Origin of the sequence: Micromonospora lacuserhaii, assembly GCF_036902735.1 — a bacterium.
Classification (GTDB): domain Bacteria; phylum Actinomycetota; class Actinomycetes; order Mycobacteriales; family Micromonosporaceae; genus Micromonospora.
Window position 1 is genome coordinate 1 of the sequence record NZ_JBAKHO010000012.1, and the last position, 26,954, is coordinate 26,954.

A 26,954-nucleotide genomic window follows, 5' to 3' on the forward strand; every position below is an offset into this window, starting at 1 on the left:
GGCTTATCAAGCACCCTGTTGAGTTCTCAAAGAACAACCACACACCATCCGAAAGCCCTACACCGTAGGACCCCCGTCCGGGGCATTTCGTTCGTTCCGCGCCCGCCGCTCTCGCGCCGGGCACTTTTACTACGTTACCTCACCGTCTTCTCCGTGTCAACCGGTGTGTCCCGGTGTGTCACGCTTGGTACGGTTAAGCGCCGGTGAACCCGCGCAGCAGCGAGCCGCTGCGCTTGATCATCGGATTTGGCAGAACCGGCCGCTGCGGTTTCCCGCATGCTCGCCCGGTGCCCTGCCGGTCGACAACCTTACCCGGTCGGTTCCGCTCGTCCAAATCCGCCTCGCGGCGTTTTCGGTGAGCCCGTCCGGACCGCGTCTCCGAGGAGCAAATCCTCGTCTGACCCGGTGCCAGTCTGGTTCGGCGCTCTGGGCTCTTCGTCCCGTTTGCCCCGTTCCGCGCTGGCAGAGAGAAAGTTACGCGTCTGCGGGTTTGATCGTCAAATCCGCGTGCCGCGTCCCGCGTCACATCATCACCGATCGTCTGTCTTCCCAGCTCAGCCTGTTTTCGTGGGCGGCAGGGCCAGGCCGAGCACGGGCCGAAGGGCCCACCGGGTCGGGAAGCAGCGTCCTGGGTGAGCCGGCGGCGCGCGGCAACGATGAGGTCGTGACAGTTCTGGTGACCGGCGCGACCGGCCGGGCCGGATGGCACGTCGCCCGGACCCTGCACGACAGCGACCACCGGGTGCGCGCGGCGGTCGCCGATCGGAGCGCCACCGTGGGACGGGGCGGTGGCCTTCTCGTTCACCGACCCTGGCACCTGGGATGCGGCCTTCACCGGGGTGGATCGCATGTTCCTCATGCGTCCCCCGCAGGTCGACAACGCCAAGCGGGACATGCTGCCCGCCCTGGAGCGCGCCCGGCAGCTGGGCGTACGCCGGATGGTGCTGCTCTCCCTCCAGGGGGCCGAGAAGAACCCGGTGGTGCCACACCACGCTCTGGAGAAGTGGCTGCGCGCCTCCGGCCTGGAGTGGACCTTCGTCCGGGCGGCCTTCTTCATGCAGAACCTTTCCACCACGCACGCGGCCGACATCCGGGACCGGGATCAGATCCTGCTCCAGTTCGCCCACGACGAGCGCGCCGCCTGGTTGCCGCAGTCCGCGGCGCAGCGGACCGGGACGGGCTGACCCGCCCGCCGGTCGGAGCGGCTCAGGCGCCGGAGCCGCCCCGGCTCTCCCGGGCGGCCCGCCAGCCACGGACACCGAGCACTCCGACGGTGGTGCCGATCACCAGCGACGCGGCGATCAGCAGGGCGTGCACCCAGAGGAAGGCGGTCGGTACGCCCTCGCCCACCGCGCCGCCGGCCCAGGCGCGCCGGTCGTTCCAGATGGCGAGGGCGAACCTCGGCCAGATCACCCAGGTCCAGACGCCGACCCCGACGAGGAAGACCGACCAGCCGCGCGACAGCACCATGGTTGGCGAGTATGCCAGCGCCTGGACCGGCCATCACCGCCGCGACCAGCGACGGAGACGCTCCGGGGCTCGCGATCGGTGCGGACCCCGGAGCGGGGCGGCTCAGAAGCAGGTGCCGATGCCGCCGATCGCCGGGTTCGCCCGGTCGTGGTACTGGATCGTGCCGCTCGGGTCGGCCATGAAGCCGCCCCAGATGGTGCAGCCACCGCGGACGTACGCCCGGGTCGGGCCGGCCGCGTACAGCTTGTTGCCGTCGTCGGTCTGGGTGGGCAGGTACTGCGCGGCGAGGTAGACCTGGGTACGGGTGAGCGTGCCGACGTACGCGGACTTCAGGGTGACCGTGCAGCCGTAGCCGGTGACCGGGTTGTAGAGCAGGTGCACGGTGCCGAGCAGGGCGCCGGTCGAGGCATCGTGGATCGGGTCCTGGTCGACGGTGGTGTAGCCGAGCCCGCAGAGCGACTGCGCGCTGTACGGGTTGACCACCGCCTGCGCGGCCGCCCCCCGTCCCGCCGACCAGCGCCACGGCGAGCGCCCCCACGAACCCGATCCGTCGAATGGTGCGGTACATCTGCGTCCCCCTTTTCTCGGTGCTGCCGGATGCGGGACCAGAATCGTCGGCGGCCGTGGCCGGACGAATGTGCCGGCGGGATACTCCGCGGGCCACCGGAATGTGTGGCGAGAGGATCGCACCTGTCGCGAGCTGCGCGGGAAGCGGGCAATCGATAGACCGGTCCCGAATATGAGCTAATTCGCACCGCGACATTTTTGTGAACCCGGAATTGCCGTGCTGTTTCCGGAGACGGCGGGTGGGGCACCTGATGGCGGACTACTCGGACGACGTACCGGAGGTGTCGCAGATGCAGCCGTTCAATCCGTGGTCCTGGCGGGACCCGGCCGCCCTGGCCGGTGGATACGACCAGACCGACCCGGGCGAGGCGCCGCGCACGCGGCCTGGGCACGACGGCCCGGACGCGCCCGGCCCGGGCACCCCGATCGACCTGGTGGGCTACCGGGTGGAGGCGACCGACGGCCGGATCGGGGCGGTCGACGAGGCCAGCGACGACGCCGGCGCCCGGTGGCTGGTCGTGGACACCGGGCCGTGGATCTTCGGCCGCAAGGTGCTGCTACCGGCGGGCACGGTGGCCCGGGTCGACCACCTGGAGCGGGCGGTGCACGTCGACCGGACCCGGGAGCAGGTGAAGGAGTCGCCGGCCTTCGACCCGGACGACTTCGCCCGGCCCGACTACCGGGAGCAGGTCGGCAGCTACTACGAGGAGAGCTACCGGCGAGGCTGAGAGGCTCCGGCCGGACCCCGGCGAACGCGGTGAGCGACTACCGTGAAGGCATGGTCCGGCCGGTCATCCTCGCGCCGGAGGCCCTCGACGGCCTCCCGGGCGACCTCGTGCCGTCCTTCCCGACCAGCCCCGGCGACGGCCGGGAGCGGATCCTCGACGTCCTCCGTGCCGGTGGGTTGCGGTTCCGCGCCGGCGCGCGATGGCGGTCCGTGCTCTGACGAGCCGACCCCACCGACCCTGATGGGCGACCACGCCCCGGGTCGATCGCGCGCGTGCGCGTCCTGCATTCCATCGGCACGAAAGGCGTACCACCATGTCCGTTTCACGGATGCTCACCGGGGACCGCCCGACCGGGCGGCTGCACCTCGGCCACTACGTCGGCAGCATCGCCAACCGGGTGGCGCTGCACCAGCGCTACGACAGCTACTTCATCATCGCCGACCTGCACATGCTGACCACCCGCAACAGCCGGGAGGACATCTCCCGGGTCGCCGGCAACGCCCGGGAGATGGTCACCGACATCCTCGCCTGCGGGGTCGACCCGGCCCGCGCGACGTTCTACCTCCAGTCGGCGATCCCCGAGGTGGGCGAGCTGAACACCCTCTTCCAGAACCTGGTCACCGTCCCCCGGCTGGAGCGCGTGCCGTCGGTGAAGGAGATGGCGACCGACGCCGGCCGGGAGGAGATCCCCTACGGCCTGCTCGGTTATCCCGTGCTCCAGGCCGCCGACATCCTCTGCGTGAAGGGGCAGGTGGTGCCGGTCGGCAAGGACAACGCGGCGCACGTCGAGGTGACCCGGGAGATCGCCCCCCGCTTCAACCACCTCTACGGCGAGGTCTTCCCGGTGCCCGAGATGATCGCCTCTGCGACGCCCACCCTGGTCGGCACCGACGGCCAGGGAAAGATGAGCAAGAGCCGGGGCAACGCCATCGCGCTCTCCGCCGACCCGGCCAGCGTGCGCCGGGCGGTGCTGGGCATGTACACCGACCCGAACCGGGTCCGCGCCGACGTCCCGGGAACCGTCGAGGGCAACCCGGTCTTCGCGTACCACGACGTGTTCAACCCGGACCGGACCCAGGTGGCCGGGTTCAAGGAGCGCTACCGGGCCGGGCGGATCGGCGACGTCGAGGTCAAGGAGGCGCTCGCCGTCGCGCTCAACCGCTTCCTCGACCCGATCCGGGAGCGCCGGGCCCGCATCGAGGGCACCCCGGGCCTGGTCGACCAGTTGATCGTCGAAGGCACCGAGCGGACCCGGGAACAGGTCCGCGCCACCGTGGTCGAGGTCCGCCGGGCGATGGGGCTGACCGCGGCGTACCAGCAGGTGCGACGCCGGGCCGAGCGGGCCCGCAAGGCCGCCGCCACGCCGGCCTGACCGGGGTACGACGAGCGGGCCGGCCGGGAACCGGGGTGCCCCCGCCCCGGCCGGCCGCTAGGCTCCTCGGCATGACCAGCGCGCCCGCCCTCACCACCGGAACGTCGTACGACGTCCAGGTCGGTGCGGAGCGACGCCGGCGATCCGTCGCCCGCCCGCGCTGACCCTTCCCTGCGACCGGCGGATCGAGCCGCCGGTCACCGCCGATCGTCCTCGGTCCGTCCGCAGTCTCCCCGTCCGGAGATCCGCGTGACTGACGGATCCGACCAGATCGGCGTACCCATGGATCTTGAAAAGCTGCTCACCGACCGGCTGGTGCCGGCGTTCGCGGCCGTGGCCGGCGGCCCGGTCGACCCCGTGGTGCGGCGTTCCCCGCGCGCGGACTTCCAGTCCGACGCGGCGCTCGCGCTGGCCCGGCGGCTCGGGCGCCCACCGCGGGAGATCGCCGCGGCGGTGCTGGAGCGCGCCGAGCTGGGCGACCTCTGCGCGGCGGCGGAGGTCTCCGGGCCGGGTTTTCTCAACCTGACCGTCGCTGACGGGGCACTCGCCGCCCTGGTCGGCGGGCTGGCCGGCGACGAGCGGCTCGGGGTGCCGGTGTCCGCCGCCCCCGAGCGGGTGGTGGTGGACTATTCGGCGCCGAACGTGGCCAAGGAGATGCACGTCGGGCACCTGCGCTCCACCGTGATCGGCGACGCGGCGGTCCGGCTGCTGGACTGGCTCGGGCACCGGGTGGTCCGGGTCAACCACCTGGGCGACTGGGGAACCCCGTTCGGGATGCTCATCGAGCACCTGGTCGATCTCGGCGAGGCCGAGGCGGGGCGGGCACTGTCCATGGGGGACCTGGACAGGTTCTACAGGACGGCCCGGTGGAAGTTCGACACCGACGAGGTGTTCCGCCAGCGCTCCCGGCGGCGGGTCGTCGCGTTGCAGGGGGGCGACCCGCGCACCCGGGAGCTGTGGCGGCTGTTGGTGGAGCAGTCCGAGCGGTACTTCCTGGCCGTCTACGCGCTCCTCGACGTCACCCTGACCGGGGTCGACTTCCGGGGTGAGAGCGCGTACAACGACCGGCTCGCCGGGGTCGTCGCCGACCTGGACCGGATGGGCCTGCTGACCTCCAGCGACGGGGCGGAGTGCGCCTTCCCGCCGGGCTTCACCGGCCGGGACGGTGCGGCGTTGCCGCTGATCGCGCGCAAGGCCGACGGCGGCTACGGCTACCCGGCCACCGACCTGGCGGCGCTGCGGCACCGGACCGACGAGCTGGGCGCGACCCGGCTGCTCTACGTCGTCGGCCTGCCCCAGCGACAGCACTTCGCGATGGTCTTCGCGGTCGCCGAGCAGGCCGGCTGGCTGCGCCCGCCGGCCCGGGCCGAGCACCTGGGCTTCGGATCGATCCTCGGCGCCGACGGGCGGATGCTGCGCAGCCGGGCCGGCGACTCGGTGAAGCTGGTCACGCTGCTGGAGGAGGCGGTCGCCCGGGCCACCGAACTGGCCCGCGCCAAGAACCCCGGGCTGGACGCCGAGGCCGCCGCCGAGATCGGCCGGGCCGTCGGCATCGGCGCGCTGAAGTACGCCGACCTCGCCACCGAACGCACCCGGGACCACGTCCTGGACTGGGAACGGATGCTCTCCCTCGACGGGAACACGGCGCCCTACCTCCAGTACGCGTACGCCCGGATCCGGTCGGTGTTCCGACGGGCCGGGACCGACCCGCGGCCGGACGTACAGATCGTGCTCGCCGAGCCCGCGGAACGAGCGCTGGCGGTCGAGCTGCTCGGCTTCGCCGCGGTGGTCGCCGAGACGGAACGGACCCTGGCGTTCCACCACCTCGCCGGCTACCTGCACCGACTGGCCGTCACCTTCAGCGCGTTCTACGAGCGCTGCCCAGTGCTGCGGGCTACCGGCGAGCTGCGCGAGAGCCGGCTGCTGCTGGCCGACCTGACCGCCCGGACGCTGCGGCAGGGACTGCACCTGCTCGGCATCCGGACCGTGGAGCGGATGTGACCGGTCGTCCGGCGGGTCGGCGGGGCTGAGCGGTCAGCTCCGGGCCTGCCAGGTCTGCACCTCGACCAGGTTGCCCTCAGGGTCCCGCAGGTAGGCCGAGCGGATGCCCCAGCCGGGACGGTCGGCGGGCGCGGACACCACCGCGCCCGCCGGCTGGCCGGCGACCACGTCGTCCACGTCGGACACCGGGAGCACCAGCAGCACCCCGCCGTCTCCGGACCCCACCGGCACCGCCGCCTCGGCGGCCCGCCGGCCCAGAATCGCGAGCACGGTTTCGCCGGCCTGGTCGAAGCTGGCGTACTCGAACTCCGGGACCAGTCGCTCCGGTTCGGCGCCGAGCAGGTCGGTGTAGAAGCGCACGGTGGCCGGGAAGTCGTCGGCCACGACGCGGGCATGCATCGCCATGCCGCCGACCCTAACCGGATCCGCCCGCCAGCGAGGTCCCCCGCCGGTGGGCCCACCGTGCGCCGGGAAGCCGCGGTTCCGGTGAGCCGGAACACAGCGAAAAAACAATTGTTCCAAGCGCGGAAACAATCGAAACAAATTGCACCGTACGCACCGTCCTCATGGGACCAACAGCCCATAGGTGACCCGTTCCCGCCGATGATAGAAAAGAGGCGACAAAGGAACGGGCGGCACGCTCCACGAGACAGTCGGGGGGCGGGTTTCCGGAGTCGGTGACCGCCGACAGGATACGCCGCGCGTTCCACCATTCCCACGAGGAAAGGGGACCAGTCATGTCTGCCATGCTGCGTACCATCGGTCGGCTCATGACGGCGTTTGCGCTGCTCATCGGCGTCAGCGCCGGCACCGTCGCGATCGCCGGGCCGGCCCAGGCGGCCCGGGCGGGTGCCTACCAGGTGACCGTCACCCGTACCGGCGGATTCATCGGCGTGAACGAGACGTACACGGTTTTCCACGACACCGCGCACGTTTCCACCCCGGCGCTGATGACCGCCGTCGAGGGCCGCGAATTCCGTCACCTCTGCGCGTCGTACCCGCCCGCCGGAAACGGCGCCGACCGGTTCGTCTACACCGTTTCCGTGACCTACCGCAACGGAGTCACGAAGACGATCGTCACCGAGGACGGCGCCGACGCCCCCGAGCTGCTCTGGCGGGTCATCGGCACCACCTTGCAGATCACCCGCGACCTGGCGGCCACCACGGCCGGCTGAGCCGGCCGGTGACGACGGCCGGCCCGCGCGGTGCGGGCCGGCCGTCCCCGGTCCTGAAGAAGGTCAGCGCTCGTCCCGGTACGCCAGCAGCTCCCGCGCCCGCCGGCGGTGGGCGACCGCCTCGTCGTCGCGACCCAGCGCGTCGGCGAGGTCGGCGAGGTACCCGGCCACCGGCCCGAACGTCAGCACCCCGCTCCCCGCGCCCGCCAGTTCGTCGGCGGCGGGCAGCAGTTCGGCGTACAGCCGTCGCATCGTGCGACGGTCGTCGAGGGCCAGCGCCGCGCGGGTGGCGAGGCAGAGCCGGACTTCCCACATCAGGTCGTGCGGGGAGTCGGGGAGGGCGCGCAGCGCGACGCCGGCCTCGTCACGACGCCCCTCGGCCAGCAGCGTCGACGGTCGGACCCACGGCTCGTACGGGCCCCACTCCCGCTCGGCCGGACCGCCCACCTGGCCGGACGGGCGCAGGGAGAACAGGGCGAGCGGCAGCAGCCCCTCCGCCATCCCGGGCATGCCGGCACCGGAAAGGCGGACCTGCGCGGCCCGGTACGCGACCGCCGCCTCGGCCGGGTGCCCGTACGCGGCCAGGCGCAGGGCGCCGTACCACTGGGTGAAGACGCCGACCAGCGGCAGGTCGTACCGGTCGGCGAGGCGGTCGGCGGCCTGCGCGTCGGCGTCGGCGGCGGTGAAGTCCGCCAGCGCGCAGTGCGCCTGGAGGGCGATCAGGTGACCGAGGACCTCGAAGGTCACCAGCCGGTGCCGGGCGGCCAGCGCGATGAGCTCCACGCCGATGCGGACCCGGTCGGCAGCCTGCCCGGGGCGCTGGAACGTGTGCATGAAGCGGGCGTTGAGCGCGAACGCCAGCAGCGCCGGCTGCTCCGCCTGCCGGGCCAGCGCCTCCGCCTCCTCCGCCGCCCGTAGTCCCCGCTCGCCGGTCGTGCCGCGCAGTTCCATCGCCAGCGTGCTCAGCAGGCGGCTGCGCTGTTCCACCTCACCACCGGGAAGGGCCGCCAACGCGGCCTCGGCCGTCCGGACGACCTGACCGGAGAGCGCCTCGTCGTCGTTGCGGGTCCACACCCCGGGCACGTCGAAGGCGGTGAGCACGAGCGCGGTCAGCCCGGGGTCGGCCAGGTCTCGGACCGTACCGATCGCCTCGGCCCGACGACGGCGTGCCTCGTCCAGGTGGCCGGTCACGGCGAGCGCCCGGCCCAGCCCCATCACCGCGGTCAGCCGGCCCCGGACGTCCTCGCCGCCGGCCCGGTCGTGGGCGGCGACGGCCTGCTCCCACAGCCGCGCTGCGGCGTGCGGGTCGGCGCGGCGTTCCGCCTGCTCGGCGGCCGCCCGCGCGTAACGGGCGGCACGGGACGCGGTGGCCCGGCCCGCGGCGCGGCCGAAGTGGTACGCGAGGGCGGTCACGTCGTCCGGGCGGAGCCGTTCGATCGCCGCGCCGGCAACGGCGTGCCAGCGCGCCCGGCGCGGCGCGGACAGGTCGGCGTAGAGCGTGTCCCGGACCAGGATGTGCGCGAAGCGCAGCTGGCCGTCCGTGCCGCGCTCGGTGAGGAAACCCGCCCGCACCGCGTGATCCACCGCGTCGAGCAGCTGCTCGTCGTCGCCGGCCAGCGCGGCCAGCACCTCCGGGTCGACGTCCCGACCGAGCACGGCGGACTGCCGCAGCAGGGTCCGCACCGGCTCGGGCAGCTGCGCCAGGCGGTGCCGGATGACGTCGCGCACCCCCGCCGGGACGGACTCCAGGGCCGCGACGCCCTCCGTGGCGAGCAGCCGGGCCAGCTCCCGGACGAAGAACGGGTTGCCGCCGCTGCGCCGGTGGATCAGCCGGACCGTGTGGGCGTCCGGCTCCTGGCCGGCGACGGCTCCGGCAAGCTCGCCGGTCGCCGGCTCGGACAGCCCGCCCAGGTAGACCCGGACCGGTTCGGTCGGGGCGATCCGGGCCAGCGCCGCGGTCAGCTCCGGGGTGATCGCGGTGGCCCGGTAGGTGCCGACGATCAGCACCGGGCCGGCGACCGGCTCCGCCTCGCCGACCAGCGCGGTCAGCAGGTCCAGGGTGCCCTCGTCGGCGCGGTGCAGGTCGTCCACGACCAGCAGCAGCGGCCCGCGCGCCGCCACCTGGGTGACCAGCGAGACGGCGGCGCGGCGCAGCCGGAACCGGGTCACCGCCGGGTCCTCGACGGTGTGCCGGTCGGGTGGCGCACCGGTCAGCCGGGCGTCCGGCCGGTCCGCGCCGGCCGTCAGCGCGTCGGTGATCTGCGCCCACGGCCAGGCGACCGGCGCGTCGTCGTACTCGGGGCTGCGTCCCCAGGCGGTGGTCCAGCCGGCGGCGGCCAGGCGGCGGATGAGCGCCTCGGCCAGTGCCGTCTTCCCCGCGCCCGGGTCCCCGGAGATCAGCGCGAGTGCGGGCCGCTCGTCGTGGACGACTGCCTCGGCCGCCCGCGCCAGTCGATCCTCCTCGTCATCCCGGCCGACGAACGGTCGCCGGTCCTCCCCGGCGTGGCGGCCGACGAGGGGTGGCCGGTGCTGCCCGGGCGGCTGCTCGGCCGGACCGAGCTGTGGGGCCTGGGCCAGGATGTCGCTTTCCAGCTGCCGCAGTCGCGGGCCGGGGTCCACGCCCAGCTCCGCCACCAGGGTCTCCCGGGCGCTACGCAGCGCGGCGAGCGCGTCGCCCTGCCGGCCCGCCCGGTAGCGGGCCAGCGCCAGCAGGTGCCAGGCGTCCTCCCGCAGCGGATGCCCGGCGACGTGGCCGCGCAGGTCGGAGGCGGCCTCGGCGGCGCGTCCCTGGGCCAGCAGCGCCTCGGCCCGCCGCTCCACGGCGAGCATCCGCAACTCGTCGAGCCGGTCGATCTCGGCCCGCGCCCAGAACTCCCCGGCGTACTCCGCGTACGCCGGCCCGCGCCACTGGGCCAGCGCGCCGTCCAGGCAGTCCAGGGCCTCGGCGGCCCGACCCGCGGCCAACAGCTCGCCGGACGCGCCGACGGCCGCCTCGAACCGCCAGGCGTCCACGGCGTCCGGGGCGGCGTGCAACGCGTAGCCGGGCGGCGCGGTCACCAGCAACGTCGCCGGCTGCCGGGGCGGACGGTCCGGTTCCAGCGCCCGTCGCAGGTCGGAGACGAAGGTACGGATCGCCCCGATCGCCCCGTCCGGCGGTGTCTCCCAGAGGTCGTCCACCAGCCGATCGACCGGTACGACCCGGCCCCGCGCGATCAGCAGGCGGGCCAGCACCGCTCGCTGTCGTGGGCCCTTCAGGGCCACCGCGTCGCCGTCGCGCACCGCCTCCACCGGGCCCAGCACGCCGAAGGCCACCGCCGGGGCCTCCGCCTGCCTGGTCATGGCCCCAATCTAGGCCGCCGCCAGGTTCCGCCCGACGGACACTGATCCGTTGCTGATCCGCTGCTCATCGCCCCCGGGCAACCTCGGTGCCGGACGACGAACCCGGCCGGCGGACGACCGGCCCCGAAGAGAGGCACCTCCTGTGAGCCCGACGATCAGTGGATTCGAGTACCAGCGCGTCACCGTGGCCGACGGCGTGGCGCTGAACGCCGCCGTTGGCGGCTCCGGCAGCCCGATCGTGCTGCTGCACGGCTTCCCGCAGACCCACCTGATGTGGCGGCACGTCGCCGCCGACCTCGCCGCCGACCACACCGTCATCCTCCCCGACCTGCGCGGCTACGGCGACAGCGACAAACCCGCCGACCCGGACGGCACCCGGTACGCCAAGCGCACCATGGCGGCCGACATCGTCGCGCTCGCCCGCGCCCTCAGGCACGAGCGGTTCGCCCTCGCCGGGCACGACCGGGGTGCCCTGGTCGCCGTCCGGGCCGGCCTCGACCACCCGGAGGCGGTCACTCACCTCGCCGCCCTCGACGTGCTGCCCACCCTCGACATGTGGGACGTGCTCCGCGGCACCAGCGCGGCGGTCGGCTTCCACCTCTACCTGATGGCCCAGCCGCCCGGCCTGCCCGAGCAGCTGATCAGCGCCAGCGCCGACGCCTTCTTCGGCCACTTCCTCGACGTCTGGACCCGCGACCCGGACGCCATCCCCGCCGACGTGCGGGCGGCGTACCTGCGGGCGTCCCGGGAGGCCGTCCCCTCGATCGTCGCCGACTACCGGGCCTCCGCCGGTATCGACGTCGCCCACGACGAGGTCGACCGGGCGGCCGGGAACCAGCTTCGGATGCCGGTGACCGTGATGCAGCAGGACTGGGGCGCGGCCCTCGGCTACGACGCGGCCGCGGTGTGGCGGTCGTGGGCCCCGGACCTGGCACACCAGACCGTCACCTGCGGTCACTTCATGGCCGAGGAGGCGCCGGCGGAGGTGGTGAAGGCGCTGCGTGCCCTGCTGACCCGGTGACCGGGCCGACCAGGCGCTGAATCCCCCGGCGACGGGCACCTCACGGCAACGACGGAACGCGGGCGGCGGGCGGTGGCGTGTTCAGGCGGCGAGCCCCAGCGCAAGTGTGGCGATGGTCGGCGCCATGTACAGCAGCGGATACGGGACGTGCGAGAAGGCGCCCGCCCGGAGCACGTCGTTGGGAAGGACGACATCGGCAGCGGCGAGCTGGGACTCGAGGTGCTCCATGGTCCGGGGGCCGATGATCGGCGCGGTCACCCCTGGATGCCGCAGCACGAAGGCGATCGCCATCTCGATCAGCGTCATGCCGGCCTCGTCGGCCAGTTCGGCCAACTGGTCAGCGGCGTCGAACTTGCGCTTGTTCTCCGGCAGGGACATGTCGAACCGGTTGGCCAGCCGCTGCCGGCGACCGACATCGGTCCAGCCTGGTCGCTGTTGCGGTATCGGCCGGAGAGCCAGCCGCAGGCGAGCGGGCTGTACGGGATGACACCCATGCCGTAGCGCTGACAGACGGGCAGGACCTCGCTTTTGCCCATCAGGGCACCTGCGGAGGACCCTCCTTGTTTCCTGCGCACGATTGGGCCGGACGCGCGTGTTTGGCACGCAAGCGATGCGGCGGGCCCGTCACACCGATGGGCGGGTCGTCGACGTCGCCGTCATGGGGTGGACCTTCTCGGTCAGACATAGTTGAACAACGGAGGGAAGAGGAGGACCACGATCCAGGCCCACACGGCGTACACGGGTAGGTAGTCGGTCTGCCAGCGCTCGAGCGCCGCGAACGGTGTGCGCCGCCGAATGAACCTCAGCAACAGCCACGCCGAGTAGGCGAGGTTGGCCAGCAGGATGACGTTCTCGCCGAGCGCGGCAGCCCTGTTGGGTGTGGTGCCGTACTCGTCGGTGATGCGTCCGGTGATCGCGAGCAGTACCAGTACGTCGATGGCCAACGCGCTGACCACGAGAGCGAGCTGAAGTTTGTCGAACGGGCCGGTCGGGGCCAGCGGATCGCGGGCTGAGATCGAGTAGAGCAGTAGCCCCAGCACCACGACCAGCAGGAGGTCGAACAGGATGAGCGCTTCGCGCTCCACGTTGATGCCATGGCTGGTCCAGACGACGGCGACAAGGAAGGCCAGCAGTGCTGCCGTGAACAGCGGAGTGAATAGCCGCGTGAGCACCGGGGCGATATTTTCGACCACGCTCTGCTTGGCCTCGACCAGCCACCCGGCCACGACAGCCCCGGCCACGGCGCCGCAGGGAAGGAGCCACTGCGAGATGAACTCCTGCGGGATGATCCCGATCGCATTGAAGGTGTGGAACAGGAACACGCTGAGCACACCGCCGCCGAGGGCGATGAGGACGAAGTAGATGAACCACTCGCCGGTAAATCGGATGAAGTCCATGCGTCGGCGCGAGGAGCGCCAGTCGTCGGCAACGTAGGCCAGACCCACCACAAGCCACAGGGCGATGGGGAGGTGGATGCTGGTGAGGACCAGCGACTTTGACTCCTCGGCCAGGGGGTAGGCGTTGGCCGCCACCGCACCGAGCCCGAACAGCGCCACCAGTGTCCCGATCAGCGGGCGTCGGGCCTGTCGGCGCCAGGCCAGGAAGACCGCCAGCCAGGGCAGGGCGAACAGGGTGAAGTTCCGCGCGTAGAACGCGCCGTCGTCCGCCAACCTCAACCCGAACAGCTCGGGCACCTTGATGGACACCGCCGCGCCCGCCGCGCAGATGACCATCGCCCACATGTCCCGCCGTGAGTGCGTGTCCGCCGCCGGGCTGTCAGGGCCGCCGGTCAGCACCAACTGCTTCCACAGCCGTTCCGAATGCTCCCGGGCGAACTCGCGGGACAGTTCGTCGAGGCTACCCATCCGCTTGACCGCGACCAGGAACGCTTCATCCAGGCTCAGGCCGACCGCGATGAGCTCGTCGACGGATCCGCGGAGATGGTCTTCGAGTTCGTCGACGTCGGACGGCTGCAGTTCCCCGCGGCGGAGTACGTAGCGACGCCACTGCTCGAACTGCGCCTCCAACTCCTCCTGACCCTCCCGCGCCGTCATGCCCGGCACCCCAGCGGGATCGCCGTCAGCGGCCCGCGGTCGCCGAGGTCGAGCCAGATCTCCTTGAGCGCGTCGGTGACCGTGTCCCACTGGCGGCGTTGCTCGGCCAACTCAGCCAGGCCCTTGTCAGTGATGCGGTAGTACTTGCGCCGCCGCTCGCCGGCTACCGACTGCCAGCTCGACTCCGAATAACCGAGGCGCTCAAGCCGGTGCAGCAACGGGTAGAGCAGCCCCTCGGTCCAGTCCAGCTCGCCACTGGACAGCTCGTTGATCCGCCTGAGGATGGCGTAGCCGTAGCTCTCCCCCTCGGCCAGGATGCCGAGCACCATCGGTGTCGCCGAGGCGGCCACCAGATCCTTGGCGACCTTCACGAGAACTCACCCCGTTCCATACCTAGAAGTATTGTGCATAGTACTGCTAGGTATTGCGTGGCACAACGGCCCGGTCACGCGTCCGTGGCGGGCCGCCTTGATCTGATAGAGCGGAATTCGGCAGTGCTCGGGCTTGCGTCATGTCCTCCGTCGACTGATGCGCGACAGTCGTCCGCCAACTGATCTGCGACATCCGAGCGCGGATCGCGGCAGATGTGCGCACCCGATCATGCCAAGGCAGCGGCGTCGCCCGCCGGCCGCGAACGCGACGAGCCGTACCCACGCGATCGCCATGACACCGTCTTGTGCCCTACTGCGGCCCCACCGGTGGGGACTGTCGTTGCTCGCCGTGTCGACCTGCCCGGGCACGCTGAAGGGTGCCGGGAGAGATGTGGACATCCCGACGGGTGCGGCCCTGCCACGCTCAGGCCCTCGCTGGGCCCCGCGCCTTGATCCCGCGCCTTAGCGTGGCAGGGTGGCAGCACCCCGGATGGCACCGACGTCGGAGATGACCCGTCGGCTGACGTTCCTGTTCGCGTTGGCGGCGGGAGTGGCCATCGGCAACCTGTACTGGGCGCAGCCGCTGCTCAGCTTCATTGCAGGCGATCTACGCGCCGCGACCGCGACGGCCGGCTGGCTCGTCACCGCGACGCAGGTCGGGTACGCCGTCGGCGTGCTGCTGCTCGTGCCGCTCGGTGACGTCCTGGACCGCCGCCGGTTCGTCCCGGTGATGCTGCTGACCTCGGCCGCCGCACTGCTGCTGTGCGCGCTGGCGCCGTCGATCGGCGTACTCCTCCTCGCGCTGGGCGTGCTCGGCGTGACGACGATTTCCGGGCAGGTCCTCACACCGCTCGCCGGGGACCTGGCCGGTGACGCCCACCGCGGTCGGATCGTCGGCGCCGTCGGGTCCGGGACCCTCACCGGTATCCTGGCCTCCCGCACGATCAGCGGGTTCGTCGCCGGCACCGCCGGGTGGCGTAGGATCTTCGGCCTCGCCGCGGTCGTCGCCGTCCTGCTCGCGGTCCTGCTCTACCGCGCGATCCCACCGCTGGCACCGCGGACGCGCATGCCATACCCGCAGCTCATCGCCTCGGTCGGCGCGGTGGTCATGCGCGAACGGGCGGCCCGATGGACGCTGGTCCTCGCCGCCACAGGGTTCGCCGCGTTCTCGCTGTTCTGGACGGCGCTGACGTTCCTGCTCAGCGGCCCACCGTTCCGGTACCCGGTAGCGGTGATTGGGTTGTTCGGGTTGGCTGGCCTCGCTGGTGTCCTTTCCGGCCTGCACGGCGGTCGTTTGCACGACCGCGGTTGGTCGATTCCGGCCACCGGCGCGGCCTGGGTACTGGCCCTCGGCGCCTTCGTCGTCGCGGCGTTCGCCGGCCGGTCCGTCGTACTTATCATCATCGCGATCATCATGATCGATGTTGCCCTCCAGACGCAGGCCCTCCTCAACCGGGGGCGGCTGTTCGCCCTCTCCCACGAGGCCCGCAGCCGGCTCAACACGGCGCTAGCCACCGGCAACTTCATCGGCGCTGCTATCGGCTCCGCTGCCGCGACCACGCTCTGGTCCGCGGGCGGCTGGACAGCGGTCACGATCACGGGAACGGCACTCTGCTGCTTCGCGCTTACCGTGTGGGCGCTGGGACGTCGGGGCCCACTCGTGATCGCTTCGCCGTGACGGACAGCTGTAACGGGCCGCAGCGAAACCTCCCCTCAACCCCGCGACATTCGCTCGCAGTGCTCCGGAGTCGAACACGCCATGACGCCCTCGTGCGCAGTCCACGCGTCCGCACCTCGGCAGATCCGCGCGTTCAGGCACCCACGGCCTGCTGCTTAGTTTCCTGGCACATGTCGCACTTCAACCGGCGGAGATCTGTCGCACATCAGCTGTCGGACCCCAGGCGGGTCAGGCGTGTGTCCCGTCACGGGACATGCTTGACGCTCACGTCCCACCTGATGCCCGACATGATCCTCAAAGGGCGCCGCGGAAGCCTTCACGGTCCGCGATACGGGCGCGCATCGCGGCACGGCCGAACCGCCGGCGATGGGCTGCCACGCCCCGTAGCGATCGGATCGCGGCAGATCCGGACGTCTGGGCGTCCCCTTTGGCTGGAGCGAGCTTGTCCTATCCCTGTGCTCCAATCCCGTCATGCATGTCGTCGTCACAGGCGCACTCGTTGAAGACGGCGCGGTCCTGCTAGTACACCGCAGGCCGACCAAACGGGCATACCCAGATGTCTGGGATCTGCCCGGGGGGCAGGTCGAAGCGGGTGAGTCGGAACTACAAGCCCTCGCGCGTGAGATGCACGAGGAGCTCGGTGTTCACATTGTGGCGGAGTCCGCTTCACGGTTGGGCGTCCTGCATGCCGGCAGTGGTGAGGACGCCGTTCACGTGGGCGTCTGGCAAATTGGAGACTGGGTTGGCTCTCCGACCAACCGTGCACCTGACGAGCATGACGACATCGCATGGGTCGGGATCAGCGAGCTGGGCGGCCTTCCCCTCGTGCATGGCGTCTTGGCGGCAATGGTTCGTTCTCTGCCTGAGTTTGAGTGCGCCCGCAGGCACTCAGATGTCACCGGCTGTAACCAGGACGACCGAGGAACCAAGGCCGACTGTCGTGCATGTGCTGGGACGGATTCGTCAAGCAGGTGGTGGGACTAGACACGCACATCAGCTGTCGGATCACAGCTCCTACCGCTTCTCGGCCGACCGCTTCCGGGTGAGGGTGATCCCGGCAAGGACCAGCGCGATGCCGGCCGCGATGGGTCGACGTGGACCTGGTCGACAACGTGCTCCGCGTTCGGCAGTCGCTGCAACGCACCGGCGGGGAGCTCCGGTTCGGGCCGGTGAAGACGGACGGCTCAGAGCGGGCCGTGGCTCTGCCGCTCAGTCTGGTCGACGTGCTGCGCGGTCATCGGGCGCCGCAACGGACGGAGCGGGAGGCGGCCGGGGACCGCTGGCAAGAGCATGGATTGCTGTTCACCACGAAGATCGGCACTCCGATCGAGCCCCGCAACATCAATCGGCACTTCGACCAGTTGAGCGAGCGGGCGGGAGTCCGGCGCATTCGGGTGCATGACCTGCGTCATTCGTGCGCGACGCTGCTTTACGACCAGGGCGTGCCGCTCGAACGGATTCAAGACGTGCTCGGGCACAGCTCCCCTAAGGTCACCAAGTCGATCTACGTGGAGGCGACACGCCGGGTGCAGCAGGACTTCGTCGACCGGCTCGGCTTCCTCTTCGACGCGTAGGCGTAGGGGTCAGCCGTGGGGGTCAGAAAGATCAAGGGCCGGTCTCCCGTGCTGGGAAACTGGCCCTTGACCTGCTGTGCGCCCGAAGGGACTCGAACCCCTAACCTTCTGATCCGTAGTCAGATGCTCTATCCGTTGAGCTACGGGCGCCCGGTTGCTCAGCCAGCCTACACGACCGACTTTCGCGCGGAGACTCCGGGATTCGAACCCGGGAGGGGCTTTAAGACCCCAACCGCATTAGCAGTGCGGCGCCATAGACCAGACTAGGCGAAGTCTCCCTGGTGACCCTGCGGACCACCGCGGACGAGGATACAGGTCCGCCCCCACCGGGAGCAAAGCGACTACCGCGGCGCGGGCGAGGCGGGTCTCCGGCTCAGGCGTTTCCATCGTGTGCGGGGTCACATTCGAGACTACGCTCCATCGACATGCAGGAGCAGCCGCCGAGCGACCCGCCCCGCGAGCAGGCGCGGAGCCGCTCCCCGAAGGCCACCTTCACCCCGCCGCCGACTCCGGCGAAGGCGTTCCCGCCGGCCGAGGAGCCCATGTCGGCACCGCCCCGGAAGCCACGCCCGAGGCCCGCGCCGACGGTGCTGTTCCAGCCCCCCGTCCCGGACGAGGCGTTGCCCCGGCAGGGCGGGGCCGAGCGGTTCCCGCGTACGGCCGCCTCGGGCCCGGCGGAGTCCCGTCCGACGAAGCCGGAGCCCGAGGCGGCGCCTCCGGCCCCGGCAGGTGTCGAGGCCGCCGCCGAGGAGAGCAGCGTCACGGCGGCACCGCCCACCGGGGCGAGGAGCAGGTCCGGTACGGCGCGAGCCCGGCGGGCCGCCGGGGCGGAGGATGGGCCCTCGGCCCGGCCCCGGAAGGCGACCTCGGCCACCCGACGCGGCGCCGTGACTCCCGGGCAGGGCACGGCGAACGCCCTTGATGACTCGTCCCAGGCTCCGGCCTCCGAAGGCGCCGCGCGCCAAGCGGGAGCCGCTGCGGTGTCCGATGCCACCGACGCCCCGAGGCCGGAGGCCGCAGCGACGGTCCCGACCGGCGCGGCGGAACCGACCGGTCCGGTGAGCTCCGGCGAGGTGGTCGCGGAGGCGGCGGCGCCCCGGCTCGGGGCCGCCGGCGGCGAGGAACCGGGCGAATCGGCGCCGCGCCGCCGGCGCGCCACGAAGAAGGCGACCCCGGTGGCCGGGGCGGATGCCTCCCTGGTGAAGGCCCCGGCCGCGAAGAAGGCGACTCCCCCGAAGAAGGCCACGGCCAGGAAGACCGCCGGCCCACCACCCGCGCCGCCGGTGACCGAGCCGGACGTCGCACCACCGGCCGGCCTGCCAGGCGACCCGGCGCAGACGAACGCCGAAACGGCCACCGCCAGGACCGATACCACGATGTCGGACGCCGCCAAGCCCCCGACGGTCGAGCCGACCGCCGCCACGAGGACGAAGGACGCCGCAGTGGTGACGCCGGCTGCCGGCACGCGGGCGACGGCCGAGGCCAGCCCGTCGGGGCGTACCCGGGAACTGGGGTTGGCGGAGCTGCGGACCCGGCTGCTGGACCACCCGGGTTTCGCGCCGGAGCTGCTCGCCCTGGCCGCCGTCGAGGCGGTCGGGCCGCGCGCCCGGGACTGGGCGCACGGTCTCCGCGAGGCGTACCCCGATGCGGGTCCGGACGGCCTGGCCCGGCTCGCCACCCGGCGGTACGTGCGGGCGGCCGGGGCGGGTGGCGCGGCCGCGGCGGTGGCCGGGCTCTTCGCGCCGGCGGCGGAGCTGGTGGCGGTGCTCTGGACCCAGGCGGGCCTGGTGCTGCACCTGGCGGCGGCGTACGGCCGGGATCCGCTGCACCCGGACCGGGCGGTGGAGCTGCTGGTGCTGACCCAGGTGCACCCGGACGGGGAGAGCGCGCGCACCGCCCTGGACGCGGCCCGGGCGGCGGACGGCCCGGGGGACCGGCCGTGGCCGCGGGCGGTGGAGGCGGCCTGGCGGCTCGCCGCGCCGCTGGCCGTGCAGGCCGGCGGTTGGGCGGCGCTGCGGCTGGCGTCCCGGCTGCTGCCCGGGGCGGCGGTGCTCGCCACGGCGGCCGGGGATGCCGCCGCGGCCGAACGGCTGGCGGCCCGGGCGGTGGCCGTCTACCGGCCGGTCAGAGCCAGCTGAACCACGCCTTCGGCAGCAGCGAGTAGCCGACGAAGGCGACCACGTCGAGCAGGGTGTGCGCCACGATCAGCGGCATCACCCGCTTCGTGCGCAGGTAGAAGAGGCTGAACACGACGCCCATCACGGCGTTGCCGAGGAACGCGCCGAAGCCCTGGTAGAGGTGGTACGAGCCGCGCAGCAGCGCGCTCGCGGCGATCACCGCGCCGAGCCGCCACTGGAACTGGCGCAGCCGGGTGACCAGGTAGCCGACCACGATCACCTCCTCCAGCACGGCGTTCTGCACGGCGGCGAGGATCAGCACCGGCACCGCCCACCACAGGTGCGGCAGGCCGGCGGGGACCAGCGTGGCGTTCACGCCGAGCTGTGCGGCGGCCCAGAACAACGCCAGGCCGGGCAGCCCGATCAGCGCCGCGAGGCCGGCGCCGCGGGCCAGGTCGGTGCCGGGGCGGCGCAGGTCGACGCCGAGGGTCCGGGCCGGGTCGCCCGGGTCCCGCGCCAGCAGGTGTACGGCGAGCAGCACCGGCAGCAGCGCGAAGGCGATGCCGAGCAGCTGGTACGTCAGGTCCAGGTACGGCCGGGCGGACTGCGAGGTGTTGAGCGAGGCGGTCTGCTTCGACAGCGGCCCCGCGGCGGTCAGCTTCGCGATCAGCGACACCAGCGCGTAGACGGCCGACTGCCCGAGCGACAGGCCGAGCACCAGCAGCGTCTCGGTGCCCAGCACCCGGCGGGTGGTCGGGCGGGTCAGCTCGTCGACGGTCACCGCACCACTGTGCCGCACCGGTGGGAACGACGGGAACGGTCGCACAGTCTGTGCGACCGGCGCGCACGCTCCGTGGACATTCTATGTGGGCCCGATCCGCGTCAGGAGGAGGAGCACCCCGTGGACAACGTCGCGAAGCTGCTGAAGGAGAGCTGGACCCTGGTCGAGGAGAATCGGGACCGGCTCAGCGCTCACTTCTACGCCCGGCTGTTCCTCCTCGACCCGGCGCTGCGCCAGCACTTCCCGGCCCAGATGACCGGTCAGGGCGACCGGATCCTGGACGCGATCGTCGCCGCCACGCAGGTCGTCGACGACCCGGAGAGCTTCGACGAGTACCTGCGCTCGCTCGGCCGCGACCACCGCAAGTACCACGTGGAAGCCGCGCACTACGCGACGATGGGGGTCGCGCTGCTGGACGCGCTGCGCAGCACCGCCGGCGACGGCTGGAACCTGGAGTACGACCAGGCCTGGCGGGACGCGTACGCGTCGATCACGAAGACGATGGTGGCCGGGGCGGCGGAGGACGACAACCCGCCGTACTGGCACGCCGAGGTGCTGACCCACGAGCGGCACGGCCCGGACACCGCTGTGCTGACCGTGCGCGCGCTCCAGCACCCGCTGCCGTGGCGGGCCGGCCAGTACGTCAGCGTCGAGGTCCCCCGGCACCTGCCCAAGGTGTGGCGGACGTACTCGGTGGCGAACGCCCCGAACGACGACAACGTGCTGGAGTTCCACGTGCGTACGCCGGCGGGGGCGGGTTGGGTCTCCGGCGCGCTGGTCCGCCGGACCAAGCCGGGCGACCTGCTGCGGGTGGCCGCGCCGATGGGCTCGATGACGCTGGACCGGGAGTCGACCCGGGACATCCTCTGCGTGGCCGGCGGGGTGGGCCTGGCCCCGGTGAAGGCGCTGGTGGAGGAGTTGACCGGCTGGAACCGGACCCGCTGGGTGCACGTCTTCTACGGCGCGCGGCACCGCGACGACCTGTACGCGCTGGCCGGCCTGGAGGAACTGCACGCCGCGCACCCCTGGCTGTCGGTGACCCCGGCGTGCAGCGACGACCCGGGCTTCGACGGTGAGCAGGGGGACATCTCCGAGGTGGTCACCCGGTACGGCCCGTGGACGACGCACGACTGCTACGTCTCCGGTTCGGCGGCGATGGTCCGGGCCACCCTGCGCGCGCTCGCCGAGGACGAGGTCCCGCCGACGCACATCCGCTACGACACCTTCGGCAACCTGTAGAGCTCTCCTCCCCCCGACCGGGTCGCGTGCCCCTGCCCCGTGGGGCACGCGACCCGGTCCCCTGGCACTGGGCACTCTCAGGGGCCGGGGTACTCCTCCACCGGCACCAGCGGCACGCCGGGCGTCATCCGGTCGGTCCAGAGTCGTCCCTCCAGGTGGTCGACCTCGTGGGCGACCAGCCGGGCCATCCCGTGCGCGAACGAGGTGATGACCCGGCTGCCGTCCCAGCGGGCGTGCTCGACGTCGATCCGCAGCGGCCGGGGCACCAGCCCCCGGTGGTCGACGTAGGAGAGGCAGCCCTCGTACTGCTCGTCCGTGTCCGGGCTGGTGTCGACCACCCGGGGGTTGAGCAGGACGACCGGTGGGGCGGCCCGGTCGGCAGGGCGGACCACGGCCGCGGCGGCGTCGATGCCGAGCTGTGGTGCGGCGAGGCCCAGCCCGGCGTGGAACGGGTGCAGTTCGTCGGCCCGGTCGAGCAGGCCGGTCAGCCGGTCGACCACCTCGCGGGCGGCGGGCTCGTCCCGGGGCAGGTCGAACGGTCGGGCGGGGCGGCGCAGCGCCTCGGCGTCGCGGGGCAGCACGCCGAGGTCGCGTCTCCGGTCGGCGGGTCGGCCGCCGACCGCCGGGCGGGTGGCGTCGGGAAGTTCCCGGCGGAACCGCCACTGGAGGCGGTAGCGGGTGTTGAGCGGCGGGTCGTCGGTGGACCAGTCGAAGATGGCGCGGTCGCCGCGGTCGTGCCGGCGGATCGGGGTGCGTAGCGGGCCCTCGTCGGCGGAGAGGGAGGTCTCCACCCCCCACACCCGCGGGTCGAGCGCCGCCGGGACGTCCAGCCGCACCGCCAGGTGCCGGGTGGGCAGGCGTACGGCCCGCTGGAACCAGGGGCCCCACTTCTCGCGGCCCACCCGGTAGGCGTACTCGACCTCGGCCCGTTCGCCGGGGTGCAGCGGGAAGGGGCCGTCGGCGTTCTCGAAGAGGAGCCAGATCTCCTTGTACGCGTCGCGGTCGTGCCGGACCCGCCAGTGCATCGCGTCCCGGGTGCCGCCGTCGTCGCGCAGCGCCCGGAACTGGAGCTCGGCGAAGGTGAGCGGGTGCTCCCGGTGGTGCCGGTTGGAGCGGCCGGGGTCGTCGGGCCAGCGGTCGACGGCGACCCGGACCAGGTAGCGGGTCACCGGCTCGGTGCCGGCGTTCCAGAGCTGGCGGCGCACCTCGCACCGGTAGGCGTCGTCGAGGAGGGTGAGGGTGGCGGTCTCGCGTTCGACCAGCAGGCCGGTGCCGGGGGGCAGCCACTGCCCGGGGGCGGCGGGTTCGCGGGGGGTCGGGTTGGCGCGGGCCTGGCGCAGCTGGTCGTACTCCCGGAAGCGCTGCCAGATTGCGCCGCCGGCGTCGAGGACGGCCTCGGCGCGGCGGGCGAAGTCCTCGGTGGGCCGGTGCCGGCGCCCCTCGACGTGACTGACGTACGACGGGTCGAAGCCCATCAGGGTGGCGAGCTGCTTCTTCGAGAGTCGCCGCCCCGTCCGGTGCCGGGCGAGCTCAGCGGCGAAGGACTCGGCGGCGCGCTCCAGGGGGGAGGTCGTCATCAGCTTCCTCACGGCCGGTACGACAAGTCTTCACGTTCTTCCCCCGAGTCGCAGTGAACTGGCACTTTGCCGACATTTGGCTTGACAACGCCGCCAGCGGGGGTAGCGGTTTCCGGCCTCAGTGGCCGGGTAGTACGCGGAGCCCGGGCCGGTTCGTCGCCGACGACGTCGACGGAGTGACCCGGGCCTCTCGATCCACCGCCGGCGACGCTTCCCCTGGGCCGACAACTGTGGTTAGGCTAGCCTTAGCTATACGGACGCACTTCGGACAAGGGGACGGACCAGGTGACAGCGGTGATGCCGAGGCGGGACGTCGTCCCCCCGCTCGCCCCGGTGACCGCCACCCTGCGGGCCATGTTCGGCACCGACGAGCTGCCCGGCCTCGCGCCCGGACTGGTGGTGGCCGACGAGGCCGGCTGGAGCCCGGCGACCACCCTGATCGACGGCACCCGGCTCCCCGAGTTCCTGACCGCCGCGGGCCGGCGCTGGGGCGGCACCCCGCACGCCTGCGCCGCGCTGGCCTGGAAGTCCTACAGCTACTGGACGGCCCTACCGGTGGTGCTCGGCTGGGCCTCCGCCCGGCGGGTGCCGCTGCTCGACCCGGCCGACGTCCTGATCCACTTCGAGGACCACCACCAGCTGCTGACCATGGGTCTGCGCCGCTCGACCACGGTCGCGGTGCTCCCCGGTGACCCGCTGGCGCTCACCGGCCAGCCGGGGGTCCGGGTCGTCGCGGACGAGGCGGAACTGCTCCGGGTGCTCCGCGCCTCGCTGCTCGACGCCCACCTGAACCCCATGATCGCCGCGATCCAGGCGGAGGTCCGGGTCGGCGCCCGTACCCTGCTCGGCTCGGTGGCCTCCGGCATCGCGCACGGCATCCTGCGCGCGGCCGACGTGCTGCCGGGCTCCTCGGTGCGCACGGTCGAGACGCTGCTCGACGCGCTGGACCTCGCCGACCTGGTCGAGCTGGTGCCCGGTCCCGGCGACGAGCCGACCGTGCAGCGGCGCACCTGTTGCCTGGCCTTCACCCTGCCCCGGCCGAAGATCTGCCAGGGCTGCTGCGTCCGCCCCTCCTGACCCCGGTCAGTCGGTAAGCGGCCGGACGTCCCAGAGCCACACCCCGCCGGTGAAGGTCGGGGTGATCCCGGTCAGGTCGGTCATCGCCCGGCGCAGCGCGTCGGCGTTGGGCTGCGGGCCGAGGACGACCGCGCCAGCCCGCCAGTAGCGCAGGTCGGTCGCGGCCGCGACCCGGTCCCGGCGGGTGATCGGCGGGATCGCCCCGGTTCGCGCGACGCCACGGATGAAGTTGCTGGTCCGGCGGTACGGGGCGGTGAAGAGCGCGGCGTTCGGCTCCGGCGCCCGGGGGCGGGTGTCCGGGTAGAGGAAGTAGCCCCGGGCCAGCGGCATGTCCAGCCCGGTCCGGGCGGACCAGCGCAGCGGGTCGGCGTAGTTCGTGTCGGGCAGCGGCAGGGTGACGATGCTGCGCCCGCCGGCCACGTACGGGCGCCAGGCGCCGGAGGTCACGAAGGCCGGGGTCGGGTCGAGCCCGACGGCGGGCAGCGGGGTCGGCAGGTTCGGCAGCAGGGCCATCAGCAGCACGGTTACCGTGGCGAACCGGAGCTGCGGCGCCGCGGCCGGGTGCTGGTGGATCAGCTGCCGGGCGCGTTCCGCGCCGAGCGCGAGCAGCACGCCGATGATCGGGGTGATCGCCAGCGACCAGCGGGTGGGGACCACCGAGTGCAGCAGCGGCAGCTTCTCCAGCACCGCCCAGGGCGCGGGCACGCCGGTGTCCCGCCCGCCGAGCTGGACCTCCCGGCCCAGCGAGAGCACCGCGAAGAACACGCCGAGGACGGCCAGGCCACGCACCAGCGCGCTGCGCCACAGCCAGCAGACCAGCGCGACAGACAGGACGACCAGCGGCCAGCCGAAGAAGGAGTTCTCCTCGGTGGCGTTGCGGGCCAGTGGCTCGGCGGACCGGGCGTTGCCGGCCAGCGACTCCCGGGAGAACGCGACGAAGGACGCGAGGTCGGTGCGGTAGCCGCGGATCAGCCGGGACAGCCCCTGGTACGAGCCGGGGCCGAAGAGCTGGACGTAGAGCGGGTACGCCAGCAGCACGGCGGAGAGGACGGCGGCGACGCCGAGGCCGGCGAGGAATGGTCGGGCGCCCCGGCGCAGCTCGGGTCGGCCGAGGGCGAGCGCGCCGACCACCCCGGCGAGCGCGATCGCGGTCATCAGCAGGATCTCGAGGTTGAGGAAGGCCTGCCAGACGATCAGCAGGCCGAGCAGGACACCGTTGCGCAGCCACCGGCCCGGCTGGTTCAGCCGCAGCGTCCGCCAGGCGATCAGGGGTACCACGAACTGGGACACGATGTTCGGGTGGGCGTTGGCGTGCGAGACCATCGCCGGGGCGAAGGCGCAGAACGCGGCGCCCAGCCAGGCCGGTCCGCGCGACCCGGTGACCACCCGGGAGAGGAAGAAGTACCAGGCGGCCCCGGTGGCCGCCATTCCCAGCGTGAGAAAGAGCAGAAATGACCAGTGCGGGCCGAAAAAGACGGTGACGGGCGTCATTGGGATTGAAACGGATAATACGGACGTGTTGGCCATGAGGTTCACGCCGTCCGGCACGTTCATCCGGTGCGTGGCGAATGGATAATCCCATTCCGTCACGACTCGTGCGCCGTGCGCCATCATCCACTCGAACTGCGACTGGTCCGACGGGTTGTCCCGGACCCCACTGCCGGGGCGCAGCCAGAAGCGGGCGGTCACCCAGAACGCCAGCAACACGAAGCTGAGCACCGCGGCGACGTCCCACCGTCGGCCCTCCCGCCGGCTCGCGCCACGGTCGTCGTCGACCACGGCGTCCCCGACGCCGGATCGTTCGACCCCGGGGTCCGATTCGGGAGTAGTCATAGCAATTCAGAGAGTAGTCACCGTATGGTGCCGAGGTGACATGATTCGGCGGACTGGCGTACTATCTGCCGGGTTCGCTGACCGCCGATCACGTGCCCTCCCCGACCCCCAATTCGGCCACCCCTCGGTGTCCCGTTTCCGCCGCCCCTCGCGCGGAGGATTCACCCCTGTCGGTTCGGGCACGGTTCGAGTCACACCGTGAGGAATCGACGCATGGCAGATATCACTGGGGATCAGCGCGTCCAGTCGGAGGTCCTGGAGGGCCTGGCCACCGCGGTCAACCACCGCAGGTGGTTCGTCGAACTGGCGGTGCCCCACCTCGGTGACGACCCCATCGAGATCGGCAGCGGGCTGGGCGACTACGCCCTGGAGTGGGCGCGGCACGTCCCCCGGTTCACCGCCACCGAGGCCGACCCCGACCGGCTCGTCCAGCTCAAGGAGCGCCTCGCCGGCGAGCCGACCATCGAGGTACGGCAGATGCTGCTGCCGCACCCCGAGGGCGGCAACCACAGCGCGGCGGTCTCGTACAACGTCCTCGAGCACATCGAGGACCACGTGGGCGCCCTGAGCAGCATGCGTGACCTGGTCCGGCCCGGTGGCAAGGTCATCATCATCGTGCCGGCGTTCCAGTTCGCGATGGGTCCGGCGGACATCGCCACCGGACACGTGCGCCGCTACACGAAGCGGACCCTGACCGCGGCGATGACCCAGGCCGGGCTGCACGTCGAGACGATGCACTACGCCAACGCGCTCGGCCTGATCGGCTACTTCATGGCGACCAAGGTCTTCCGGCTGATGCCGAAGGAGGGCCCGATGGTCAAGGTCTACGACACCCTGGTCCTGCCCGCCACCAAGGCGGCGGAGCAGCTCGTCCGACCCCCCTTCGGCCAGTCCGTCTTCGCGGTCGCCCGCGTCCCCGCCTGACCCGCCCCCGCCCCCGCGATCTTGCACTTTGCGCCCCTGGTTAGCGGCTTTCGCCC

Annotated in this window: 25 protein-coding genes, 2 tRNA genes and 1 pseudogene; 14 read left to right on the forward strand and 14 right to left on the reverse strand. The window is 72.3% G+C overall.

What is annotated here, in order from left to right; all coding sequences use genetic code 11:
* Positions 1-788 precede the first annotated feature (788 nt).
* Complete coding sequence (locus V6U81_RS11010) at positions 789-1,184, forward strand: SDR family oxidoreductase (RefSeq protein ID WP_334487559.1); 396 nt, start codon at positions 789-791, stop codon at positions 1,182-1,184.
* A gap of 22 nt (positions 1,185-1,206) precedes the next feature.
* Here V6U81_RS11010 and V6U81_RS11015 read toward each other — a convergent pair whose 3' ends face one another.
* Complete coding sequence (locus V6U81_RS11015) at positions 1,207-1,470, reverse strand: SCO4848 family membrane protein (RefSeq protein WP_334487562.1); 264 nt, start codon at positions 1,468-1,470, stop codon at positions 1,207-1,209.
* Between the two features lie 102 nt (positions 1,471-1,572).
* Positions 1,573-1,953 (reverse strand): hypothetical protein, encoded by a 381-nt coding sequence (locus tag V6U81_RS11020; RefSeq protein ID WP_334487564.1) that lies wholly within the window; start codon positions 1,951-1,953, stop codon positions 1,573-1,575.
* Positions 1,954-2,327: 374 nt separating this feature from the next.
* Here V6U81_RS11020 and V6U81_RS11025 point away from each other — a divergent pair, with 374 nt between their 5' ends.
* From V6U81_RS11025 to argS, 4 genes are all read left to right on the forward strand, one after another.
* Positions 2,328-2,765 carry a PRC-barrel domain-containing protein gene (locus tag V6U81_RS11025; protein ID WP_334487893.1) on the forward strand — a complete coding sequence of 146 codons (438 nt, stop codon included), beginning with the start codon at positions 2,328-2,330 and terminating at the stop codon, positions 2,763-2,765.
* Positions 2,766-2,815: 50 nt separating this feature from the next.
* On the forward strand, positions 2,816-2,983 hold the full coding sequence (locus V6U81_RS11030) for a hypothetical protein (RefSeq protein ID WP_334487567.1): 168 nt from the start codon (positions 2,816-2,818) through the stop codon (positions 2,981-2,983).
* Between the two features lie 95 nt (positions 2,984-3,078).
* Positions 3,079-4,137 (forward strand): tryptophan--tRNA ligase, encoded by a 1,059-nt coding sequence (gene trpS / locus V6U81_RS11035; RefSeq protein WP_334487570.1) that lies wholly within the window; start codon positions 3,079-3,081, stop codon positions 4,135-4,137.
* 282 nt (positions 4,138-4,419) lie between these two features.
* The gene (gene argS, locus V6U81_RS11040) at positions 4,420-6,138 is read left to right on the forward strand and encodes an arginine--tRNA ligase (protein WP_334487895.1); all 1,719 of its coding nucleotides are present in this window, start codon (positions 4,420-4,422) and stop codon (positions 6,136-6,138) included.
* A gap of 33 nt (positions 6,139-6,171) precedes the next feature.
* Here the strand turns inward: argS and V6U81_RS11045 are convergent, their stop codons facing one another.
* The gene (locus V6U81_RS11045) at positions 6,172-6,543 is read right to left on the reverse strand and encodes a VOC family protein (protein WP_334487572.1); all 372 of its coding nucleotides are present in this window, start codon (positions 6,541-6,543) and stop codon (positions 6,172-6,174) included.
* A 365-nt stretch (positions 6,544-6,908) separates the two neighbouring features.
* Between V6U81_RS11045 and V6U81_RS11050 the strand changes: the two genes are divergently transcribed.
* Positions 6,909-7,313: a protealysin inhibitor emfourin gene (locus tag V6U81_RS11050; RefSeq protein WP_334487575.1), complete on the forward strand. Its 405-nt coding sequence runs from the start codon at positions 6,909-6,911 to the stop codon at positions 7,311-7,313.
* A 63-nt stretch (positions 7,314-7,376) separates the two neighbouring features.
* Here V6U81_RS11050 and V6U81_RS11055 read toward each other — a convergent pair whose 3' ends face one another.
* The gene (locus V6U81_RS11055) at positions 7,377-10,652 is read right to left on the reverse strand and encodes an ATP-binding protein (RefSeq protein ID WP_334487578.1); all 3,276 of its coding nucleotides are present in this window, start codon (positions 10,650-10,652) and stop codon (positions 7,377-7,379) included.
* Positions 10,653-10,794: 142 nt separating this feature from the next.
* Between V6U81_RS11055 and V6U81_RS11060 the strand changes: the two genes are divergently transcribed.
* Entirely contained in the window at positions 10,795-11,673 is an 879-nt protein-coding gene (locus V6U81_RS11060; RefSeq protein WP_334487581.1) for an alpha/beta fold hydrolase, read from the forward strand.
* Positions 11,674-11,754: 81 nt separating this feature from the next.
* Here the strand turns inward: V6U81_RS11060 and V6U81_RS11065 are convergent, their stop codons facing one another.
* The 4 genes from V6U81_RS11065 to V6U81_RS11080 all read right to left on the reverse strand — a co-directional run bounded on the left by V6U81_RS11065 (position 11,755) and on the right by V6U81_RS11080 (position 14,098).
* Positions 11,755-12,051: an aldo/keto reductase gene (locus V6U81_RS11065; RefSeq protein WP_334487584.1), complete on the reverse strand. Its 297-nt coding sequence runs from the start codon at positions 12,049-12,051 to the stop codon at positions 11,755-11,757.
* Positions 11,976-12,209, reverse strand: coding sequence for an aldo/keto reductase (locus V6U81_RS11070; protein ID WP_334487586.1), 234 nt, complete (start codon positions 12,207-12,209; stop codon positions 11,976-11,978). The genes V6U81_RS11065 and V6U81_RS11070 overlap by 76 nt, the downstream gene beginning before the upstream one ends.
* 141 nt (positions 12,210-12,350) lie before the next feature.
* Positions 12,351-13,727, reverse strand: a complete 1,377-nt coding sequence (locus tag V6U81_RS11075) for a permease prefix domain 1-containing protein (protein WP_334487589.1) — start codon at positions 13,725-13,727, stop codon at positions 12,351-12,353.
* Positions 13,724-14,098 carry a PadR family transcriptional regulator gene (locus tag V6U81_RS11080; protein WP_334487592.1) on the reverse strand — a complete coding sequence of 125 codons (375 nt, stop codon included), beginning with the start codon at positions 14,096-14,098 and terminating at the stop codon, positions 13,724-13,726. The genes V6U81_RS11075 and V6U81_RS11080 overlap by 4 nt, the downstream gene beginning before the upstream one ends.
* A 508-nt stretch (positions 14,099-14,606) precedes the next feature.
* On the opposite strand from V6U81_RS11080, the gene V6U81_RS11085 reads away from it, so the two are divergent.
* The 3 genes and pseudogenes from V6U81_RS11085 to V6U81_RS11095 form a co-directional block, all read left to right on the forward strand.
* A complete protein-coding gene (locus V6U81_RS11085) occupies positions 14,607-15,776 on the forward strand; it encodes an MFS transporter (protein WP_334487898.1) in 1,170 nt (389 codons plus the stop codon).
* A gap of 471 nt (positions 15,777-16,247) precedes the next feature.
* Positions 16,248-16,760, forward strand: a complete 513-nt coding sequence (locus V6U81_RS11090) for an NUDIX domain-containing protein (protein WP_334487595.1) — start codon at positions 16,248-16,250, stop codon at positions 16,758-16,760.
* Positions 16,761-16,864: 104 nt separating this feature from the next.
* Positions 16,865-17,350 (forward strand): annotated as a pseudogene (locus V6U81_RS11095) (site-specific integrase); the annotation flags it as partial.
* A gap of 77 nt (positions 17,351-17,427) precedes the next feature.
* Here the strand turns inward: V6U81_RS11095 and V6U81_RS11100 are convergent.
* From V6U81_RS11100 to V6U81_RS11110, 3 genes are all read right to left on the reverse strand, one after another.
* A tRNA-Arg gene (locus V6U81_RS11100) sits at positions 17,428-17,500 on the reverse strand.
* 37 nt (positions 17,501-17,537) lie between these two features.
* Positions 17,538-17,628 (reverse strand) — tRNA-Ser (locus V6U81_RS11105).
* 95 nt (positions 17,629-17,723) lie between these two features.
* A complete protein-coding gene (locus V6U81_RS11110; protein WP_334487597.1) occupies positions 17,724-18,224 on the reverse strand; it encodes a hypothetical protein in 501 nt (166 codons plus the stop codon).
* 106 nt (positions 18,225-18,330) lie between these two features.
* Between V6U81_RS11110 and V6U81_RS11115 the strand changes: the two genes are divergently transcribed.
* Positions 18,331-19,488: a hypothetical protein gene (locus V6U81_RS11115; RefSeq protein ID WP_334487600.1), complete on the forward strand. Its 1,158-nt coding sequence runs from the start codon at positions 18,331-18,333 to the stop codon at positions 19,486-19,488.
* Here the strand turns inward: V6U81_RS11115 and V6U81_RS11120 are convergent.
* On the reverse strand, positions 19,475-20,248 hold the full coding sequence (locus V6U81_RS11120; protein ID WP_334487602.1) for a CPBP family intramembrane glutamic endopeptidase: 774 nt from the start codon (positions 20,246-20,248) through the stop codon (positions 19,475-19,477). The genes V6U81_RS11115 and V6U81_RS11120 overlap by 14 nt on opposite strands.
* Before the next feature lie 120 nt (positions 20,249-20,368).
* On the opposite strand from V6U81_RS11120, the gene V6U81_RS11125 reads away from it, so the two are divergent.
* Positions 20,369-21,487, forward strand: coding sequence for a globin domain-containing protein (locus V6U81_RS11125; RefSeq protein WP_334487605.1), 1,119 nt, complete (start codon positions 20,369-20,371; stop codon positions 21,485-21,487).
* A 77-nt stretch (positions 21,488-21,564) separates the two neighbouring features.
* On the opposite strand, the gene V6U81_RS11130 is transcribed toward V6U81_RS11125, so the two are convergent.
* Positions 21,565-23,064 (reverse strand): peptide deformylase, encoded by a 1,500-nt coding sequence (locus V6U81_RS11130; RefSeq protein ID WP_334487607.1) that lies wholly within the window; start codon positions 23,062-23,064, stop codon positions 21,565-21,567.
* 297 nt (positions 23,065-23,361) lie between these two features.
* Between V6U81_RS11130 and V6U81_RS11135 the strand changes: the two genes are divergently transcribed.
* Positions 23,362-24,141 (forward strand): hypothetical protein, encoded by a 780-nt coding sequence (locus tag V6U81_RS11135; RefSeq protein ID WP_334487610.1) that lies wholly within the window; start codon positions 23,362-23,364, stop codon positions 24,139-24,141.
* Between the two features lie 6 nt (positions 24,142-24,147).
* On the opposite strand, the gene V6U81_RS11140 is transcribed toward V6U81_RS11135, so the two are convergent.
* A complete protein-coding gene (locus V6U81_RS11140) occupies positions 24,148-25,974 on the reverse strand; it encodes a DUF6311 domain-containing protein (RefSeq protein ID WP_334487613.1) in 1,827 nt (608 codons plus the stop codon).
* A gap of 213 nt (positions 25,975-26,187) precedes the next feature.
* Between V6U81_RS11140 and V6U81_RS11145 the strand changes: the two genes are divergently transcribed.
* Positions 26,188-26,898 (forward strand): class I SAM-dependent methyltransferase, encoded by a 711-nt coding sequence (locus V6U81_RS11145; RefSeq protein ID WP_334487616.1) that lies wholly within the window; start codon positions 26,188-26,190, stop codon positions 26,896-26,898.
* Positions 26,899-26,954 lie beyond the last annotated feature (56 nt).

Bases quoted from the DNA above. Each gene is read 5' to 3' on its own strand.
- V6U81_RS11015 (WP_334487562.1), bottom strand. From the start codon at position 1,470: ATGGTGCTGTCGCGCGGCTGGTCGGTCTTCCTCGTCGGGGTCGGCGTC.
- V6U81_RS11025 (WP_334487893.1), top strand. From the start codon at position 2,328: ATGCAGCCGTTCAATCCGTGGTCCTGGCGGGACCCGGCCGCCCTGGCC.
- V6U81_RS11030 (WP_334487567.1), top strand. From the start codon at position 2,816: ATGGTCCGGCCGGTCATCCTCGCGCCGGAGGCCCTCGACGGCCTCCCG.
- trpS (WP_334487570.1), top strand. From the start codon at position 3,079: ATGTCCGTTTCACGGATGCTCACCGGGGACCGCCCGACCGGGCGGCTG.
- argS (WP_334487895.1), top strand. From the start codon at position 4,420: ATGGATCTTGAAAAGCTGCTCACCGACCGGCTGGTGCCGGCGTTCGCG.
- V6U81_RS11045 (WP_334487572.1), bottom strand. From the start codon at position 6,543: ATGGCGATGCATGCCCGCGTCGTGGCCGACGACTTCCCGGCCACCGTG.
- V6U81_RS11050 (WP_334487575.1), top strand. From the start codon at position 6,909: ATGACGGCGTTTGCGCTGCTCATCGGCGTCAGCGCCGGCACCGTCGCG.
- V6U81_RS11055 (WP_334487578.1), bottom strand. From the start codon at position 10,652: ATGACCAGGCAGGCGGAGGCCCCGGCGGTGGCCTTCGGCGTGCTGGGC.
- V6U81_RS11065 (WP_334487584.1), bottom strand. From the start codon at position 12,051: ATGTCCCTGCCGGAGAACAAGCGCAAGTTCGACGCCGCTGACCAGTTG.
- V6U81_RS11070 (WP_334487586.1), bottom strand. From the start codon at position 12,209: ATGGGCAAAAGCGAGGTCCTGCCCGTCTGTCAGCGCTACGGCATGGGT.
- V6U81_RS11075 (WP_334487589.1), bottom strand. From the start codon at position 13,727: ATGACGGCGCGGGAGGGTCAGGAGGAGTTGGAGGCGCAGTTCGAGCAG.
- V6U81_RS11085 (WP_334487898.1), top strand. From the start codon at position 14,607: ATGACCCGTCGGCTGACGTTCCTGTTCGCGTTGGCGGCGGGAGTGGCC.
- V6U81_RS11090 (WP_334487595.1), top strand. From the start codon at position 16,248: ATGCATGTCGTCGTCACAGGCGCACTCGTTGAAGACGGCGCGGTCCTG.
- V6U81_RS11130 (WP_334487607.1), bottom strand. From the start codon at position 23,064: ATGACGACCTCCCCCCTGGAGCGCGCCGCCGAGTCCTTCGCCGCTGAG.
- V6U81_RS11135 (WP_334487610.1), top strand. From the start codon at position 23,362: ATGCCGAGGCGGGACGTCGTCCCCCCGCTCGCCCCGGTGACCGCCACC.
- V6U81_RS11140 (WP_334487613.1), bottom strand. From the start codon at position 25,974: ATGACTACTCCCGAATCGGACCCCGGGGTCGAACGATCCGGCGTCGGG.
- V6U81_RS11145 (WP_334487616.1), top strand. From the start codon at position 26,188: ATGGCAGATATCACTGGGGATCAGCGCGTCCAGTCGGAGGTCCTGGAG.